At 74.2% G+C, this 16,114-nt stretch carries 13 protein-coding genes and 1 pseudogene; 5 read left to right on the top strand and 9 right to left on the bottom strand.

Annotated elements, in window-relative coordinates; genetic code table 11:
- Position 1: 1 nt before the first annotated feature.
- The 5 genes and pseudogenes from ACP4J0_RS12690 to ACP4J0_RS12670 all read right to left on the bottom strand — a co-directional run.
- Positions 2-1,286 (bottom strand): annotated as a pseudogene (locus tag ACP4J0_RS12690) (RNA polymerase sigma factor); the annotation flags it as partial.
- Between the two features lie 165 nt (positions 1,287-1,451).
- Positions 1,452-3,383 (bottom strand): DNA primase, encoded by a 1,932-nt coding sequence (gene dnaG / locus ACP4J0_RS12685; RefSeq protein WP_426598745.1) that lies wholly within the window; start codon positions 3,381-3,383, stop codon positions 1,452-1,454.
- A gap of 29 nt (positions 3,384-3,412) precedes the next feature.
- A complete protein-coding gene (locus ACP4J0_RS12680) occupies positions 3,413-4,678 on the bottom strand; it encodes an NAD(P)/FAD-dependent oxidoreductase (RefSeq protein ID WP_426598744.1) in 1,266 nt (421 codons plus the stop codon).
- Between the two features lie 146 nt (positions 4,679-4,824).
- Positions 4,825-6,105, bottom strand: a complete 1,281-nt coding sequence (locus ACP4J0_RS12675) for a deoxyguanosinetriphosphate triphosphohydrolase (protein WP_426598743.1) — start codon at positions 6,103-6,105, stop codon at positions 4,825-4,827.
- Between the two features lie 139 nt (positions 6,106-6,244).
- Entirely contained in the window at positions 6,245-7,027 is a 783-nt protein-coding gene (locus ACP4J0_RS12670; protein ID WP_426598742.1) for a sirohydrochlorin chelatase, read from the bottom strand.
- A 164-nt stretch (positions 7,028-7,191) separates the two neighbouring features.
- Here ACP4J0_RS12670 and ACP4J0_RS12665 point away from each other — a divergent pair, with 164 nt between their 5' ends.
- The 3 genes from ACP4J0_RS12665 to ACP4J0_RS12655 all read left to right on the top strand — a co-directional run bounded on the left by ACP4J0_RS12665 (position 7,192) and on the right by ACP4J0_RS12655 (position 11,219).
- Positions 7,192-7,935: a SanA/YdcF family protein gene (locus tag ACP4J0_RS12665; RefSeq protein ID WP_426598741.1), complete on the top strand. Its 744-nt coding sequence runs from the start codon at positions 7,192-7,194 to the stop codon at positions 7,933-7,935.
- A 47-nt stretch (positions 7,936-7,982) separates the two neighbouring features.
- Entirely contained in the window at positions 7,983-10,163 is a 2,181-nt protein-coding gene (locus tag ACP4J0_RS12660) for a molybdopterin oxidoreductase family protein (RefSeq protein WP_426598740.1), read from the top strand.
- A 126-nt stretch (positions 10,164-10,289) separates the two neighbouring features.
- Positions 10,290-11,219, top strand: coding sequence for a LysR family transcriptional regulator (locus tag ACP4J0_RS12655; protein WP_426598739.1), 930 nt, complete (start codon positions 10,290-10,292; stop codon positions 11,217-11,219).
- Here the strand turns inward: ACP4J0_RS12655 and ACP4J0_RS12650 are convergent.
- From ACP4J0_RS12650 to ACP4J0_RS12640, 3 genes are all read right to left on the bottom strand, one after another.
- Positions 11,168-11,911, bottom strand: a complete 744-nt coding sequence (locus ACP4J0_RS12650; RefSeq protein ID WP_426598738.1) for an SDR family oxidoreductase — start codon at positions 11,909-11,911, stop codon at positions 11,168-11,170. The genes ACP4J0_RS12655 and ACP4J0_RS12650 overlap by 52 nt on opposite strands.
- A 64-nt stretch (positions 11,912-11,975) precedes the next feature.
- A complete protein-coding gene (locus tag ACP4J0_RS12645) occupies positions 11,976-12,752 on the bottom strand; it encodes an oxidoreductase (RefSeq protein WP_426598737.1) in 777 nt (258 codons plus the stop codon).
- Positions 12,753-12,970: 218 nt separating this feature from the next.
- Positions 12,971-13,558, bottom strand: a complete 588-nt coding sequence (locus ACP4J0_RS12640) for an NADPH-dependent FMN reductase (protein ID WP_426598736.1) — start codon at positions 13,556-13,558, stop codon at positions 12,971-12,973.
- Between the two features lie 289 nt (positions 13,559-13,847).
- Here ACP4J0_RS12640 and ACP4J0_RS12635 point away from each other — a divergent pair, with 289 nt between their 5' ends.
- Together ACP4J0_RS12635 and ACP4J0_RS12630 are read left to right on the top strand one after the other, a co-directional pair.
- Positions 13,848-14,381: a hypothetical protein gene (locus tag ACP4J0_RS12635; protein WP_426598735.1), complete on the top strand. Its 534-nt coding sequence runs from the start codon at positions 13,848-13,850 to the stop codon at positions 14,379-14,381.
- 134 nt (positions 14,382-14,515) lie between these two features.
- Positions 14,516-15,145: a class F sortase gene (locus tag ACP4J0_RS12630; protein ID WP_426598734.1), complete on the top strand. Its 630-nt coding sequence runs from the start codon at positions 14,516-14,518 to the stop codon at positions 15,143-15,145.
- A 56-nt stretch (positions 15,146-15,201) separates the two neighbouring features.
- Here ACP4J0_RS12630 and ACP4J0_RS12625 read toward each other — a convergent pair whose 3' ends face one another.
- The gene (locus ACP4J0_RS12625; protein WP_426598733.1) at positions 15,202-15,984 is read right to left on the bottom strand and encodes a sulfite exporter TauE/SafE family protein; all 783 of its coding nucleotides are present in this window, start codon (positions 15,982-15,984) and stop codon (positions 15,202-15,204) included.
- Between the last annotated feature and the right edge of the window lie 130 nt (positions 15,985-16,114).

The raw sequence follows: 16,114 nt of genomic DNA, 5'->3' as shown, positions 1-16,114 counted from the left end.
CTCAGTCGAGGTAGCCGCGCAGCTGGTCCGCGTAGGCGTGGTCCCGGAGCTTGTTGAGGGTCTTGGACTCGATCTGGCGGATCCGCTCGCGGGTGACGCCGAAGATGCGGCCTATCTCCTCCAGCGTGCGGGGGCGGCCGTCGGCCAGGCCGTAGCGGAGCTGGACGACCTTGCGCTCGCGTTCGCCGAGGGTGGAGAGCACCGCCTCCAGGTGCTGGCGCAGCAGCAGGAACGCGGCCGACTCGACGGGGCTGGCGGCGTCGCCGTCCTCGATCAGGTCGCCGAGGGCGACGTCGTCCTCCTCGCCGACGGGGGCGTGCAGGGAGACCGGCTCCTGGGCGAGGCGCAGTACCTCGCCGACCCGCTCGGGGGCCAGCTCCAGGTGGGCGGCGACCTCCTGCGGGGTCGGCTCGTAGCCGCGTTCCTGGAGCATGCGGCGCTGGACCCGGATCACCCGGTTGATCAGCTCGACGACGTGGACGGGGACGCGGATGGTGCGTGCCTGGTCGGCGAGGGCGCGGGACATGGCCTGGCGGATCCACCAGGTGGCGTAGGTGGAGAACTTGTAGCCGCGGGCGTAGTCGAACTTCTCCACGGCCCGGATCAGGCCCAGGTTCCCCTCCTGGACCAGGTCGAGCATGGTCAGTCCCCGCCCGACGTACCGCTTGGCCACCGACACGACGAGCCGCAGGTTCGCCTCGATCAGGCGCCGCTTGGCCAGGCGGCCCATGACGACGAGCCGGTCGAGGTCGAGGGCGAGCCGGCTGTCCAGGTCGGTGGCGAGCCGCAGCTTCTCCTCGGCGAACAGCCCGGCCTCCACGCGCCGGGCGAGGTCCACCTCCTCGGCCGCGGTGAGCAGCGGGATCCGGCCGATCTCCCGCAGGTACTGGCGGAACAGGTCGGAGGAGGGCCCACCGGTCTCCGTGCGGGTGGGCGGCGGCGGTTCGGGGGCGTCGGCCTCGGGGTCGGGGTCGGGCGCGTCGGCCTCGGGGGCGTCGGCCTCGGGGGCGTCGGCCGGGTCGCCGGGGTGGCCGGCCGCGTCGGGGGCGTCCGCCGCGGGCGGCTCGTCCGGCCGGTTCCCGGGGTGGTGCACGGCACGGTGCTGCGCGGGCATCGCGACGAGGACGCCGCTCTCCGCGTCCGGCTCCGCGCCGTCGGTACCGGTGTCGGTCTGGGTGAGGGTCTGGGTCTGCACGGGGGCGGCCTCCAGGGTGGACGCGGCCGGCGGGGGCCGGCGGCGGTACGTGGGGGCGGAGCCGGCTCGCTCGCCGCTGTCCGCCCCGTACGTGGAACGCGGCCGCGGGGGGTCGATGACGCGCCGGGACGGAACGGCCGCGCTCCGAGGACTCAGGCACCGCCCCCAGTGTGGGGTACGACACATCGCCGCCACGAGGGGCGTGCGGTGACTTTTTGCGTCCGGCCCGTGACCGCGCGGTCACCCGGGGTCGGTTCTAGAGGGCGGCGGCGCCCTGTGCGCCCAGGGCCCGGTCGTACTGCTGGAGGACCCACAGCTCGTTCTGGACGGCGGCCAGTTCGGCGGGGTCGCCGTGGCCGGCCAGGCGGGTGAGGCGGCCCGTGATGTCGCGGATGCGGCGCTCGACGGCGCGGCGCCGGACGGTGACCAGCTGGGCTCCCGCGTAGACCTCGTCGACGCCCTTCACGCCCCGGTGCAGCATGATCGCCTCGACCGCGAGCTCGGTGACCATGGCGCGGACGGCGTCGTCCGGGGCGGCCTCGCGGACCCGGACCAGATAGCCCTGCGGGTCCTCGACGCCGGACTCGGCGCCGCCCGCCTCCATGATGGCCTCGCGTACGGCGGCGTAGGGCGGGGCGGTGAACTCGTCGACGCCGTACGCGTCGAAGGCCGGGGAGACCAGTTCGGGGCGCTGGAGGGCGAGCTTGAGCAGTTCGCGTTCGGTGGCGAAGACGGGGTTGCGCAGGTTCAGCGCCGGGCCGCGGGGGCCCGGCCGGCCGGGGGTGGCGTACTGCTGCGGGGCGCCGGGGCCGCCGCGCTGCTGCCGGTCCGGGGCGGGGCCCTTGCCGCCGCGGTCACGGGCCCAGCGGGCCAGCTGGGCGATCCGCTTGACCACGAACTGCGTGTCGAGGATGCCGAGCATGCCGGCGAGCTGCACGGCGACCTCGTGCTGGGCGCCGCTGTTCTTGATGCGGGCGACGACCGGGGCGGCCTCGTCCAGCGCGGAGGCGCGGCCGGCCGGGGTGTCCAGGTCGTAGCGGCCCACGATCTGGCGGAGCGCGAACTCGAAGAGCGGCGTGCGCGGCTCGACCAGGTCGGCGACCGCGTCGTCGCCCTTGGCCAGGCGCAGGTCGCAGGGGTCCATGCCGTCGGGGGCGATGGCGATGTAGGTCTCGGCGGCGAACTTCTGGTCGTCCTCGAAGGCGCGCAGGGCCGCCTTCTGGCCGGCCGCGTCGCCGTCGAAGGTGAAGATGACCCGGGCCGAGCCGTTGTCCATCAGCAGCCGGCGCAGGATCTTGATGTGGTCGCCGCCGAAGGCGGTGCCGCAGGTCGCGATGGCGGTGGTGACGCCGGCGAGGTGGCAGGCCATGACGTCCGTGTAGCCCTCGACGACCACGGCCCGGGAGGCCTTCGCGATGTCCTTCTTGGCGAGGTCGATGCCGTACAGGACCTGGGACTTCTTGTAGATCGCGGTGTCGGGGGTGTTCAGGTACTTCGGGCCGTTGTCCGCCTCGTAGAGCTTGCGGGCGCCGAAGCCGACGACGTCGCCGCCGATGTCGCGGATGGGCCACATCAGCCGGCCGCGGAAGCGGTCGATGGGGCCGCGGCGGCCCTCCTGGGCGAGGCCGGACAGGAGCAGCTCCTTGTCACTGAAGCCCTTGCCGCGCAGGAAGCGGGTGAGGTGGTCCCAGCCCTGGGGGCTGTAGCCGACGGAGAAGTGCTGGGCGGCGGCCTGGTCGAAGCCGCGGTCGGCGAGGAAGGCGCGGCCGGTGTCGGCCTCGGGGCTGGTCGCCAGCTGCTCCGCGTACCACTGGGCGGCGATCTTGTGGGCCTCGACCAGGCGGATGCGTTCGCCGCGCTGGTGGGCGGGGTTGTAGCCGCCCTCCTCGTAGCGCAGGGTGATGCCGGCCTGGCCGGCCAGGCGCTCGACCGCCTCGGAGAAGGTGAGGTGGTCGATCTTCATCACGAACGTGATGGTGTCACCGCCCTCCTGGCAGCCGAAGCAGTGGAAGAACCCCTTGCTCGGGCTGACCTGGAAGGACGGGGACTTCTCGTCGTGGAAGGGGCAGAGTCCCTTCAGGTTGCCGCCGCCGGCGTTGCGCAGTTGGAGGTACTCCGAGACGACGGCGTCGATCGGGACCGCGTCCCGTACCGCCTTCACGTCCTCGTCGTTGATCCGTCCAGCCACGTGTGAAGTCTACGGCGGCCGGCCGGAAGCTAGACGACGAGGCTTTCGAGGGACACGTGCGGGTCGGCCAGCGCCTCCGTGTCCACCCGCGTCTTCGCGCGGATCAGCTGCTGGATCGGTTCCGTGACGTCCCACACGTTCACGTTCATCCCGGCCAGCACCCGGCCGTCCTTCACCCAGAAGGCGATGAACTCGCGCTTCGCCGCGTCGCCGCGGATCACCACCTGGTCGTACGACCCCGCGGGCGCCCAGCCGGAGTACTCCATGCCCAGGTCGTACTGGTCGGTGAAGAAGTAGGGCACGCGGTCGTGGGCGAGGTCCTCGCCGAGCATCGCGCGGGCCGCGGCGGGACCGCCGTTCAGGGCGTTGGCCCAGTGCTCCACGCGCAGCCGGGTGTCGAAGAGGGCGTGGTGGAAGGAGGCCACGTCGCCGGCGGCGTGGATGTCGGGGTCGGAGGTGCGCAGGTTCGCGTCGACGACGATGCCGCCGCCGTGCGCGCGGTCGGCGATCTCCAGGCCCGCGGCCTGGGCCAGCGACGTGCGCGGGGCGGCGCCGATCGCGGCGAGCACGTCGTGGGCGGGGTGTTCCTCGCCGTCGTCGGTGCGGGCGGCCAGCACCATGCCGTCCTGGCCGATGATCTCGGTCAGCTTCACGCCGAACCGGAAGCGGACGCCGTGCGCCTCGTGCAGCTCGGCGAAGACGGCGCCCAGCTCGGGGCCGAGGACGCCGTGCAGCGGGGTCGGTCCGGGCTCGACGACGGTGACCTCCGCCCCGTACTCGCGGGCAGCGGCCGCGACCTCCAGGCCGATCCAGCCGGCGCCGGCGATCACGAGGTGGCCGTTGTCCCGGCCGAGGGAGGCCAGGACGTTCCTGAGGCGCTCGGCGTGGGCGAGGCGGCGCAGGTGGTGGACGCCCGCGAGGCCGGTGCCGGGGACGTCGAGGCGGCGGGGCTCGGCGCCGGTCGCGATGAGCAGCTTGTCGTACCGGGCGCGGGTGCCGTCGTCGCCGTAGTGGACGGTCTTGGCGGCGCGGTCGATCGCGACGACGGTCTGGCCGAGGTGCAGCTCGATGTCGTGCTGGGCGTACCAGGCGGGTTCGTGCACGAAGACGCTGTCGCGTTCCTCCTTGCCGAGGAGGTAGCCCTTGGACAGCGGCGGGCGCTCGTAGGGGTGGTCGCGCTCGTCGCAGATGAGGATCACCCGGCCGGTGAAGCCCTCCGCGCGGAGTGTCTCGGCCGCCTTCGCGCCGGCCAGGCCGCCTCCGACGATGACGAATGTCTGATCCGCGTCGACCACTTGTTGCCTCCTCGTCCGGGTGCCGCCACATGCGAGCGTCCCGCACGTGGCGTGGTGCGGGAAGAGGGAGTGGCCCGATCAGGCCACGGAGGGCCGTGTTTCGGGGGGGCCGCCGTACCTGCCGGGTCACGCCCGTCCCGCCAGTCTCATGGATGCCCCGTCAGCCGGGCGTGAAGCGAGCGGGCCGAGGTGTCGGTGAGGGAGGCGATCTGGTCGACGATCACCCGTTTGCGGGCGCGGTCGTCGGCCGCCTGGTCGAACAGGGTGCGGAACTGGGGGTCGAGGCCGTCCGGGGCGCGGGTGGTGAGCGCCTCGGCCAGTTCGGCGACGACGACGCGCTGGTCGGCGCGGAGCCGTTCCTGCTCGGTGCGCTGCATGACGTAGCGGACGGCGACCGCCTTGAGGACGGCGCACTCCATGCGGGTCTCGCGGGGGACGACCAGTTCCGCCGTGTACCGGGTGAGCCGGCCGCCGCCGTACGCGGCCCGGGTGGCGGTCTCCGCGGCGAGGCAGAAGCGGCCGATGAGCTGGCTGGTGGCGTCCTTGAGGCGGGCCTGGGCGGTCGCCGAGCCGTCGTAGCCGTGCGGCCACCAGTCCTGGGCGAGGAGGCGGTCGAGGGCGGCGGCGAGTTCGGCGTGGTCGGTGCCGGCGGGGACGTAGCGGCCGACGGCGGCCTCGAAGACGGCCTCGCGCTCGGGGTCGGCGAGCAGGCAGTTCGGGTCGATGTGGCCGGCGTGCAGACCGTCCTCGACGTCGTGCACGGAGTACGCCACGTCGTCCGCCCAGTCCATGACCTGGGCCTCGAAGCAGGTGCGGGCGCCGGGGGCGTCCTCGCGGAGCCAGGCGAAGACGGGCCGGTCGTCGTCGTAGACCCCGAACTTGGGCGAGGCCGGGTCGGTGGGGTGGCCGCCGCGGGGCCACGGGTACTTGGTGGCGGCGTCGAGGGTGGCACGGGTGAGGTTGAGGCCGACCGAGCCCTGTTCGGTGAACCGTTTGGGCTCGATGCGGCTGAGGAGCCGCAGTGACTGGGCGTTGCCCTCGAAGCCGCCGCAGTCCTCGGCGAAGTCGTTCAGCGCCTGTTCGCCGTTGTGGCCGAAGGGCGGGTGGCCCAGGTCGTGGGCGAGACAGGCGGCCTCGACGAGGTCGGGGTCGCAGCCGAGGGCGGCGCCGAGTTCGCGGCCCACCTGGGCGCATTCGAGGGAGTGCGTGAGGCGGGTGCGGGGGCTGGCGTCCCAGACGGGGCTGCCCTCCCCCGGCGCGACGACCTGCGTCTTGCCGGCGAGGCGGCGCAGGGCCGAGGAGTGCAGGATGCGGGCGCGGTCGCGCTGGAAGGCGGTGCGGCCGGGGCGTTTGTCCGGCTCGGGGGCGTAGCGGGCGGCTGACGCCGGGTCGTACGGGGGCGGGGGCTGGGGTGCGGTGCCGTCCATGCCAGGAACAGTATGCGAGCGGGCGGCGGGCGCGGCGAGGCGGAAGGGCGGAAGGTGCGGCCGTCGTGGCGCCCTTGGAAAGCAGTCGTGGCGCCCTAGGGAGGCAGTCGTGGCGCCCTTGGGAGGCAGTCGTGGCGCTCTAGGGAACCGCCACTGCCCGGCGCCGCGGGGCGCGGCCCGTCCTCAGTTCCTCGTCGTAGCGGTGCAGGAGCAGGCGGGCCATCGCCGGGTGGGTGCCCAGGGGAGCCGAAGCGATCCACGGCGCCGCCGCCGCGCACTCCGTCGCGAAGCGGCCCGGCGCCGTGAAGCAGGAGGCGACGGCCACCCGGCGGTACCCCCGGGCCGTCAGGGCGCGGATCGCTTCCGGGACCGTCGGGGAGGCCGCCGACGCGTACGCCGGTACCACCGGGGCCGCGAGGCGTGCGGACAGGAGGGCTGCCGTGCGGGCGGTGCCGGCGCCGGACTGCGGGTCCCGGGAGCCCGCGGCGGCGAGGACGACGGCGTCGTCCGGCTCCGCGCGGGCCGGCCAGCCGGCCTCCAGGAGGCGGGCGTGGAGGGCGTCCACGAGCAGCGGGTGCGGGCCGAGCGGGGCGGCCACGCGGGTGTGTGCCGGTGCCGCCGCGGCCGTCTCGGGGATGTCCCGCTTGACGTGGTGGCCACGGCCGAGCAGGAGCGGGACCAGGACCGCCGCGCCGTCGCCGAGGGCGGCCAGCGTGTCGGGCAGCAGGGGCGCGTTCAGCTCGATGTGCCCCAGGTGCACCGGGAGGCCGGGGCGCAGGGCGCGGACCCGGTCGAGGAGGGCGCGTACGGTGCTCAGCGCGCGGGGGTCGCGGCTGCCGTGGGCGACGACGACCAGGGCGGGGGCGGGGGCGCCGCCGGTGGCCGCTGTGCTCGTGCTGCCTGTCACTGTCGTCACCGTCATGCACCGAGGGTGACGGCGGCACGTTGCCTTTCCGTTGCGTGGGTGTCACAGGGACTTTCCGTCGGTCCGCACGGCACCGCCCACCGCGTGTGAGCGGCCGGTGAACCGGACGGCGCGCCCGGACGTCCCTGGTGGCAGGAACCGACCGGGGAGGGAACCGTCCGATGCGCACCCCGAGACTTCGCAGACCGCGCCTGCCGCGCACCCGCCGGGGGCAGCGGCGGCTGATCCGGGTGGTGACGGCCGGGTGCGTGCTGGCACTGCTGCCCTCGACGTGGCTGCGCCTGGTCACGGAAGACCGGCTGCGCACCACGGCCGACGTGCCCCGCACCGACGTCGCGGTCGTCTTCGGCGCCGGACTGTGGGACGGGGAGCCGTCGCCGTACCTGGCGCACCGGCTGGACGCGGCGGCCGAGCTGTACCGGGCGGGCCGGATCGAGGTGGTGCTCGTGACCGGGGACAACAGCCGTGAGGAGTACGACGAGCCGGACGCCATGCGGGGCTATCTGGTCCGGCACGGGGTGCCCGACGGGCGGATCGTCAGCGACTACGCGGGTTTCGACACCTGGGACTCCTGCGTGCGCGCGAAGAAGATCTTCGGTGTCGACCGGGCCGTGCTGATCAGCCAGGGCTTCCACATACGGCGGGCGGTCGCGCTGTGCCAGGAGGCGGGGGTGGCGTCGTACGGCGTCGGGGTCGACGACGTCCACGACGCGACCTGGTACTACGGGGGCGCCCGGGAGATCCTCGCGGCGGGGAAGGCCGCGCTGGACGCGGTCCTCGAACCGGACCCGCACTTCCTCGGGCCGCGGGAGCCGGGGGTGGCGCGGGCCCTGGCCGACGCCGGACGAGCCGCCGCCTCACCACGGGCCGGGGGCGACGGGGAGGTCACCGTCCCGGCGGCGTAACAGACGGCCGCCCGGTCGCGTAACACGGGCGGCGCACCCTGGGCGGCATGCAGAACACCGCCACGCCCACGCCCACGCACTGCCCGTACTGCGCCCTGCAGTGCGGGATGAATCTGACGCCCGCCGCCGACGGGACCGTCGAGGTGTCCGAGCGCGCGGACTTCCCGGTGAACCGGGGCGCGCTGTGCGGCAAGGGGCGTACGGCGCCGGCGGTGCTGGCGTCGGGTGCCCGGCTGACCTCGCCGCTGGTGCGCGGCCGGGACGGGGCGCTGGTGCCGGCCACCTGGGACGAGGCGCTGGGGCGGATCGCCGGGAACCTGGCGCGCACGCGGGAGGAGCACGGCGCGGACGCGCTCGGGGTGTTCGGCGGGGGCGGGCTGACCAACGAGAAGGCGTACACGCTGGGCAAGTTCGCCCGGGTGGTGCTGGGCACCTCGCAGATCGACTACAACGGTCGGTTCTGCATGTCGTCGGCCGCGGCGGCCGGCACGAAGGCGTTCGGGCTGGACCGGGGGCTGCCGTTCCCGCTGGAGGACATCCCGAGGACCGGGTGCGTGATCCTCGTCGGGTCGAACCCGGCGGAGACGATGCCGCCGTCCCTGCGGTACTTCACCGAGCTGCGCGAGAACGGCGGCACGCTGATCGTCGTCGACCCGCGCCGCACGAAGACCGCCGAACACGCCGACCTGCACCTGGCGCCCCGGCCGGGCACCGACCTGGCCCTCGCGCTGGGCATGCTGCACCTGGTCGTCGCGGAGGGGCGGGTCGACGAGGGGTACGTCGAGGAGCGCACGACGGGCTGGGAGGAGGCGCGGGCGGCGGCGATGGCGCACTGGCCGGAGTACGTGGAGCGGATCACGGGAGTCTCCGTCCCCGAGCTGCGCGAGGCGGTACGGCTGTTCTGCGCGCCGGACGCCGCGATGGTGCTGACCGCGCGCGGGCCCGAGCAGCAGGCCAAGGGCACGGACACGGTGGGCGCGTGGATCAACCTGTGCCTGGCGACCGGGCGGGCCGGGCGTCCCCGGTCGGGGTACGGCTGCCTGACCGGGCAGGGCAACGGGCAGGGCGGGCGCGAACACGGCCAGAAGGCCGACCAGTTGCCCGGCTACCGCAAGCTGACGGACCCGGCGGCGCGGCGGCATGTCGCCGGGGTGTGGGGGGTGGACCCGGACTCGCTGCCGGGGCCCGGGCGCAGCGCGTACGAGCTGCTGGACGCGCTGGGCACGGACATCAGGTCGCTGCTGGTGATGGGCTCCAATCCGGTGGTGTCGGCGCCCCGCGCGGCGCACGTCGAGGAGCGGCTGCGGTCGCTGGACTTCCTGGCCGTGTGCGACGTGGTGCTGTCGGAGACGGCGGCGCTGGCGGACGTGGTGCTGCCGGTGACGCAGTGGGCGGAGGAGACGGGGACCATGACCAGCCTGGAGGGGCGGGTGCTGCTGCGGCGGCGGGCGGTCGCCCCGCCGGACGGCGTCCGCAGCGACCTGGAGGTGCTGCACGGACTGGCCGGCCGGCTCGGCGTGGAGAAGGGCTTCCCGACCGAGCCCGAGGAGGTCTTCGAGGAACTGCGCCGGGCGAGCGCGGGCGGCCCGGCGGACTACTCGGGGATCGACTACCGGCGGCTGGCGCGGGAGGGCGGGGTGTTCTGGCCGTGCCCGGCCCCGGAGAAGACCGCCGCCGGGACCACCGGCCCGCATCCCGCACCGCAGGAGACCACCACCGGGACCACCGGCCCGCATCCGGGCACCCCTCGCCTCTTCCTCGACCGCTTCGCCACCGACGACGGCCGGGCCCGGTTCGTGCCCGTCTCGCACCGTCCGAGCGCCGAGGAGCCGGACGACGAGTACCCGGTGCTGCTGACCACCGGGCGGGTCGTGGCCCAGTACCAGTCCGGCGCGCAGACCCGGCGCGTGGACGAGCTGAACGCCGCCGCGCCCGGCCCCTTCGTGGAGCTGCATCCCCGGCTGGCGGCGCGGCTGGGGGTGGCCGAGGGCGGTCCGGTGGCGGTCGTCTCGCGACGCGGCCGGGCGGTGGCTCCGGCGCGCATCACCACCGGCATCCGGCCCGACACGGTGTTCATGCCCTTCCACTGGCCGGGCGAGGGCCGCGCCAACACCCTGACCAACCCGGCCCTCGACCCGACCTCGCGGATGCCGGAGTTCAAGGTGTGCGCGGTGCGGGTGGAGGCGGCTGCGGCGACGGAAGCCGCGACCGTGGCTGCGACCGCGTAGGCGAGCATCAGCGCGGGTGAACGCGGGCCTGCGGCCGGTCCCGGAGGGGAACGGACGCGCTCCCCTACGCTTGCGACGAGACCACGGCGCGGACCGCGGTCCACCGCAGCGAGGGGACGGGATCCGATGAGCCTTCGTCAGTTCGAATACGCCCTGGCCATTGCCGAACAGGGCTCGGTGACGGCGGCGGCGGAGGTGCTGCGGGTCGCTCAGCCCTCGGTGTCCCAGCAGATCCGCGGCCTGGAGCGGGACCTGGGCGTGGAGCTGTTCTCCCGCACGCCGACCGGGCTGGTGCCCACCGTTGCCGGGCGCGCCTTCCTGCGGGAGGCGCAGGTCGCGGTGAGCGCGGCGCGGCGGGCGAGGGCGACGGCGCGGGCCGGTGCCGACGAACTGGTGGGTGAGCTGGTGGTCGCGGTGCAGATGGGCCTGGGCACTCGGCAGTTGCCGGGCGCGCTGGGCGCGCTGCGCCGCCGCTTCCCGCGCCTCGAGGTCACCGTCTTCGAGGAGCCGAACCCCACCGAACTGGAGCGGCTGGCGCGCGGGGGCGTGATAGACCTCGCCCTGATGGCCGGGCCGTGCGAGGGCGGCCTGTACGACGGCCACCACCTCGGCGACGAGGAGTTCGTCGTGGTGCTGGCCGCCGGGCACCCGCTGCTCGCCGCGGACCGCGTCGAGCTGCAGGAACTGGGGCGGGAGCCGTGGGTGCGGTTCGACACCAACAGCGCGCTCGACGGCGTACTGGTGGACGTACTGCGGGACAACGGGCTCGCCCCGACCACGGTCGCCCGCGTCTCCCAGACGGCGACGGCCGTGCGCTGGGCCGCCCACGGGCTGGGGGTCACGTTCGTTCCGGCCTCCGCGGTGCCCCCCGGTCACGAGCACCTCGTGCGCCCGGTGTCCCCGGCCGTGTCCCAGCCCGTCGTCGCGGCGGTCCGGCCCGGCGCGGGTCCCGCGGAGACGGCCCTGCTCGAGTTCCTGCGTCAGGAGACCTGGCACAAGTCCGCTCAGAGCTGGGTGGCCCCTCCGTCCACGGCGAGCTCGGCACCGGTGGTGTAAGTGGCGTCGAAGGCGAGGAACGCGGCCGCCCGGGCGATCTCGTCAGGAGTACCGAAACGCCGCATGGGGTTGTCCGCGACCCGCTCCGCCTTGAACCGCTCGGCGGCCTCTTCGGTCATCGTCGCGTCCAGGGCTCCCGTGTCGACGGGGCCGGGACTGACCGCGTTGACACGGATGCCACGCGGAAGCAGCTCACGGGAGAAGCTGCGGGCCATCGAGCGCAGCGCCGCTTTGCCGGCCGCGTAGCCGCTGGTGTCCGATATGCCGACGACGTTCGCGACCGAGGTGGTGAGGACGACGCCCGCGCCCGTGTTCAGCAGCGGGGCGAGCTTCTGCACGGTGAAGTAGGCGCCCTTGACGTTGATCGCGAACAGCTCGTCGTACGCCTCCTCGGTCGTCGCCCCGAACGGCGTGAGGGTTGCGATGCCGGCGTTGACGAACAGGGCGTCGACCGTGCCGAGTTCGCCCTTCACGCGGTCGGCCAGAGCATCCAGGTCGGTCAGTGAGGCCACGTCGCTCCGGACGGCCACCGCGTTCCCGCCGAGCCGCTCCCGCGCGGCGTCGAGCGTGGCCCGGGAGCGGCCGGTGATCACCACGCGGGCTCCGCCGTCCGCCAGCAGTTTCGCCGTCGCGAAACCGATGCCGCTGCCGCCACCTGTGATCACGGCATTCTTTCCGTTGTACTCATTCATTCTCAGGGTCCCTTTTCTGTTTCTCACGGCTGTCTGGGGCAGGTGTTCCGGAATTCCGCGGTTCTCACCCCCGGGGGAATTCACCGCCGTCCACGACGAGGCTGCTCCCGGTCAGCCAGCCCGCCCGGTCGGACACCAGGAAGAGCACGGCGTGGGCGATGTCGTCGGGACTGCCGTCGCGCCCCAGCGGCACGGTGTCGCCGGCGTTGGTCCGGCCCGGCGCCGCGTTCAGGCGCGCCCACTGCTCGCGCGTCGCCTCGCCGCCGGGGGTGGCGACTCTGCCGGGAGTCACGGTGTTGACCCGGATCCCGGACGGGGCCAGCTCCGAGGCCAGCCCCCGGCTGTAGTTCTCCAGCGCCGCCTTCGCCGCCGTGTAGTGCAGGAACTGTCCCACCGGGGTACGGACGGCGGCCGAGGAGACGTGCACGATCGCCCCCGAACTCCGTTCCCGCATCCCTGGTACCAGCAGCGCGTCCAGCCGCACCGACGCCAGGTAGTTCAGGTCCAGCGCGTCCTGCCACTCCTCGTCGGGGATGGCGAGGGCGCCTTCGTGGGGGCGCGCCCCACCCGCGTTGTGGACCAGGATGTCCACCCCGCCGAGCACCTCCCGCGCGGCCGCGGCGAGCGCCTCCGCTCCGCCCCTGGTCCGCACGTCCGCCGCCACGAAGGCGGCTCCCTCCGGGGCCGCGCTCGCCGCCGACCTCGCGGTCGTGAGCACCTCGGCGCCCGCGTCCAGGAGCCGGCGGACCACGGCCGCTCCGATTCCGCGGGTACCGCCCGTGACCAGGGCCCGCTTTCCCGAGAGTTCCCGCTCTGCTGATCCGTTCTCGTTCGCGGTCATACCACCGGCCCTTTCGAAAATTCGTGAACATTCACTCGACGGAAGAGGAATCGACGCGCCCGGATTGCGATTCCCAGGAGAAATCGCGGTGCTCGTCTCGTCGAGTTGTTTCACGGTAGATCCGGGAAAGGGCGAGGGGCAAAGACGAAATATCAGCGGGTGCCATAGGAGGTTCCTATGTCGCCCCCGTTCCCATGGCGCCCCGGCCCTGCCGCGCCCTACACGTCGTCGTAGGGCCGCTTCTCCTTCGCCTCCCGCAGGGCCCGACCCCACCAGACCAGTTGGTCGAGCATCGTCTTCGCCGCCGCGTCCGGTCCGGAGGGGTCGCTGAGCCTGCCCTCGTCGTCGAACGCGGCGCCCGCGTTGTGGAAGGAGACGGTGTCGCGGACGGTGACGGCGTGCAGCTCGGCGAAGACCTGGCGCAGGTGCTCCGCGGCGCGCAGACCGCCGGCCAGACCGCCGTAGGAGACGAGGCCGACGGGCTTGGCCCGCCACTCGGTGAAGTGCCAGTCGATGACGTTCTTCAGGCCTGCCGGGAACGAGTGGTTGTACTCGGGTGTGAGCACGACGAACGCGTCGGCGGCCGCCAGTTTCGGGGTGATCTCCGCCAGCGCGGCGGTCGCCTCCGGGGTCGGGGCGAAGGTCGTGGGCAGGTCGGTCGCGGCGACGTCCACGACGTCGGGGACCAGGTCGTCGTGGGCCCGGAGGTGGTCCAGGAGCCAGTCGGCGACGACGGGGCCGAAGCGGCCGTGGCGGTTGCTGCCGACGAGCAGGGTCACACGGAGCGGAGCGGTCGTTGTGGTCATGCGGGACAGCCTGTTACCTCGACCTTGGTTGAGGTCAAGCCGGGCGTCGGCGGGCCCGTTCGGAGGCACCGGTCACCCGTTCACACCCGCGTCCCGCGCCCTTCGGATCTTTTCCGGCGCACGCCCGCCACACGCCGGTGACCTGCCGGAACGGTGTCCGGCAGCGGCCCGCCGGACGCGCGGCCGACACCCGTTCATCCCATTCCCGGCGTGCTCTCGGGGAGCGGGCCGCCTCCGATGCGGCTTTCCTCGGTGGGGCAGGGCCACCGAAGAGCTCAAAGGAGCACCGATGCGACGTACCGCCCGCCTGCTGACCGGTACCGCGCTCGCCGTCGCGGCCGTCGGCCTCACCTGCCCGGCCTCCGTGTACGCCGGGGAGGCCGCGACGACCGGTGGGCTGGAGGTGTACCCGTCCTCGGTGGTGCCGGGCGAGCCGGCGACGGCGCGGACGGCGACGTGCGGCGAGGGCGGGTCGGCGGCCGGTGACGCCACCGCGGTGGGCGCCGGAACGTTCCCGCTGGCGCCGGGCACCGACGCGGGCGAGGCGGTCGGCCGCTTCGAGGTGCCGCCGAGCGCGCAGCCGGGGACGTACGAGATCGTCGCGACCTGCGGGAGGAGCGGCCTGCGGGTGACGGGCGACCTGGTGGTCACCCTGACCTCGGCCCGCGAGCCGGTGCATCCCAAGGGAAGCGTGAAGACGGGGGTCGGCGGTGCTCTGGGCCCCGACCCCGTGCAGACCGCGGCCGGTGTGGCGGCTCTGGCCGTCGCCGCCGCGGGCGGTACCTGGCTCCTGCATCGCCGGGCGAGAGGCGACGGGATCTGACGGGCACCCTCCGCTGCCCGTCCGCAGGTACCGCACTTCCCCACCCCCTCCGGGTCCGACCGCCCCTCGCGGCCCGGAGGGGGCCGGGGCTTTCGGCAGGGGGCCTCCACCGGGCCCGAGGGAGAGGGGACGCCATGCGCAGGGTCGGCGACACCGCGATAGCGGCCGTCACCGCGGTCGCCCTCTGCTCCGGGACCTGGCTGCTGCTCGACGCCCGTACCGGAGCCCCGCCGCAGCCCTCCACCGCGCAGGCCCGCACCGCACAGGCCCGCACCGGGCAGGCCGGCGAGGCCGCCGCACCCGCGCTGCCGCCCTCCCCGCCCGACCGCGTCCGCATCCCGGCGATCGGCGTGGACGCCCCGATGACGGGCCTCGGCCTGACGCCGTCCGGCAGCCTGGACGTGCCGCCCGCCGAGGAGGAGAACCTCGCCGGCTGGTACGAGGCCGGCACCACTCCCGGCGAGACGGGCACCGCGATCGTCGCCGGGCACGTCGACAACGCCGAGGGCCCCGCCGTCTTCTACCGCCTCGGCGCCCTGGAGAAGGGCGGCACCATCGAGGTCGACCGGCGCGACGGCGGCGTCGCGGTGTTCACCGTGGACGCGGTGGAGGTGTACGCCGCGCGGAACTTCCCCGACGCGAAGGTGTACGGCGCGGCGGACCGGCCCGAACTGCGCGTCATCACCTGCGGCGGCGACTACTCACGCGCCACCGGTTACCAGGGGAACGTGGTCGTCTTCGCGCACCTCACCGGCAGCCGGTGAGGCGGCCGGCGGGCCGGCCGCACCGCTCGCGGCCCGCGGCGCGGCGACCAGGACGCCTAGGCGAGCCACTGCTCGTACGCCAGGTTCGCCACCAGGGCGAAGACGACCGTCAGCAGGACGACGCGGACGAAGCCGCTGCCCTTCTTGAGGGCGGTGTGCGCGCCGAACATGCCTCCGGCCAGATTGAAGACGGCCATCAGGGCGGCCAGCTGCCACAGGACGGCGCCCTGCCAGGCGAAGGTGGCGAGGGCGCCCGCGTTGGTGCAGCAGTTGACGATCTTGGCGGTGGCGGAGGCGGCCACCAGGTCGAGGTGGAGTACGGCGGTGAGGGCCAGGACCAGGAACGTCCCTGTTCCCGGGCCGACGAGACCGTCGTAGAAGCCGATGCCGAGGCCCGCGAGGCCGATCGCGGCGAGGATCCGGCGGCGGGAGGCCGGGCCGGTGGCGGGGGCGGTGCCGAAGGCGGGGCGCAGGATCACGAAGGCCGCGACCGCCAGCAGCACCACCATGATCACCGGCTTGAGCACCTCGGTGCTCATCCCGGCCGCGAAGAAGGCCCCGCCCGACGATCCGGCCAGCGCCGCGAGCCCGATGCGTACGGCGGTACGGACGTCCACCGGGGCCTTGCGGGCGTACGTCACCGCCGCGCCCGTGGTGCCGACGATGGCGACCGCCTTGTTGGTGCCGAGCGCGTGCGCGGCGGGCGTCCCGGCGGGCAGTCCGAGCAGCAGCGCCGGCAGCAGCAGGAGTCCGCCGCCGCCGACCACGGCGTCGATCCAGCCGGCCGCGAGGGCCGCGAGGCACAGCAGGACGACCGTGGTCAGCGATATGTCGGGCATGATCGTGACCCTATGGACGCCATGGATGCCCCGTCCATCGAGATGAGCGACTTCTGAGGTTGCCCGGGTGCGCCCGCCGGACGCCCTCACACCCGCCCCCCGCCCCCGCTGAGGGCAGCGTTCCCCGCGG

The organism is Streptomyces sp. WG7 (assembly GCF_049975785.1).
Lineage (GTDB): Bacteria > Actinomycetota > Actinomycetes > Streptomycetales > Streptomycetaceae > Streptomyces.
The sequence above is the reverse complement of the archived record's forward strand: the minus strand, read 5'-3'. Positions and strand labels throughout refer to the sequence as shown.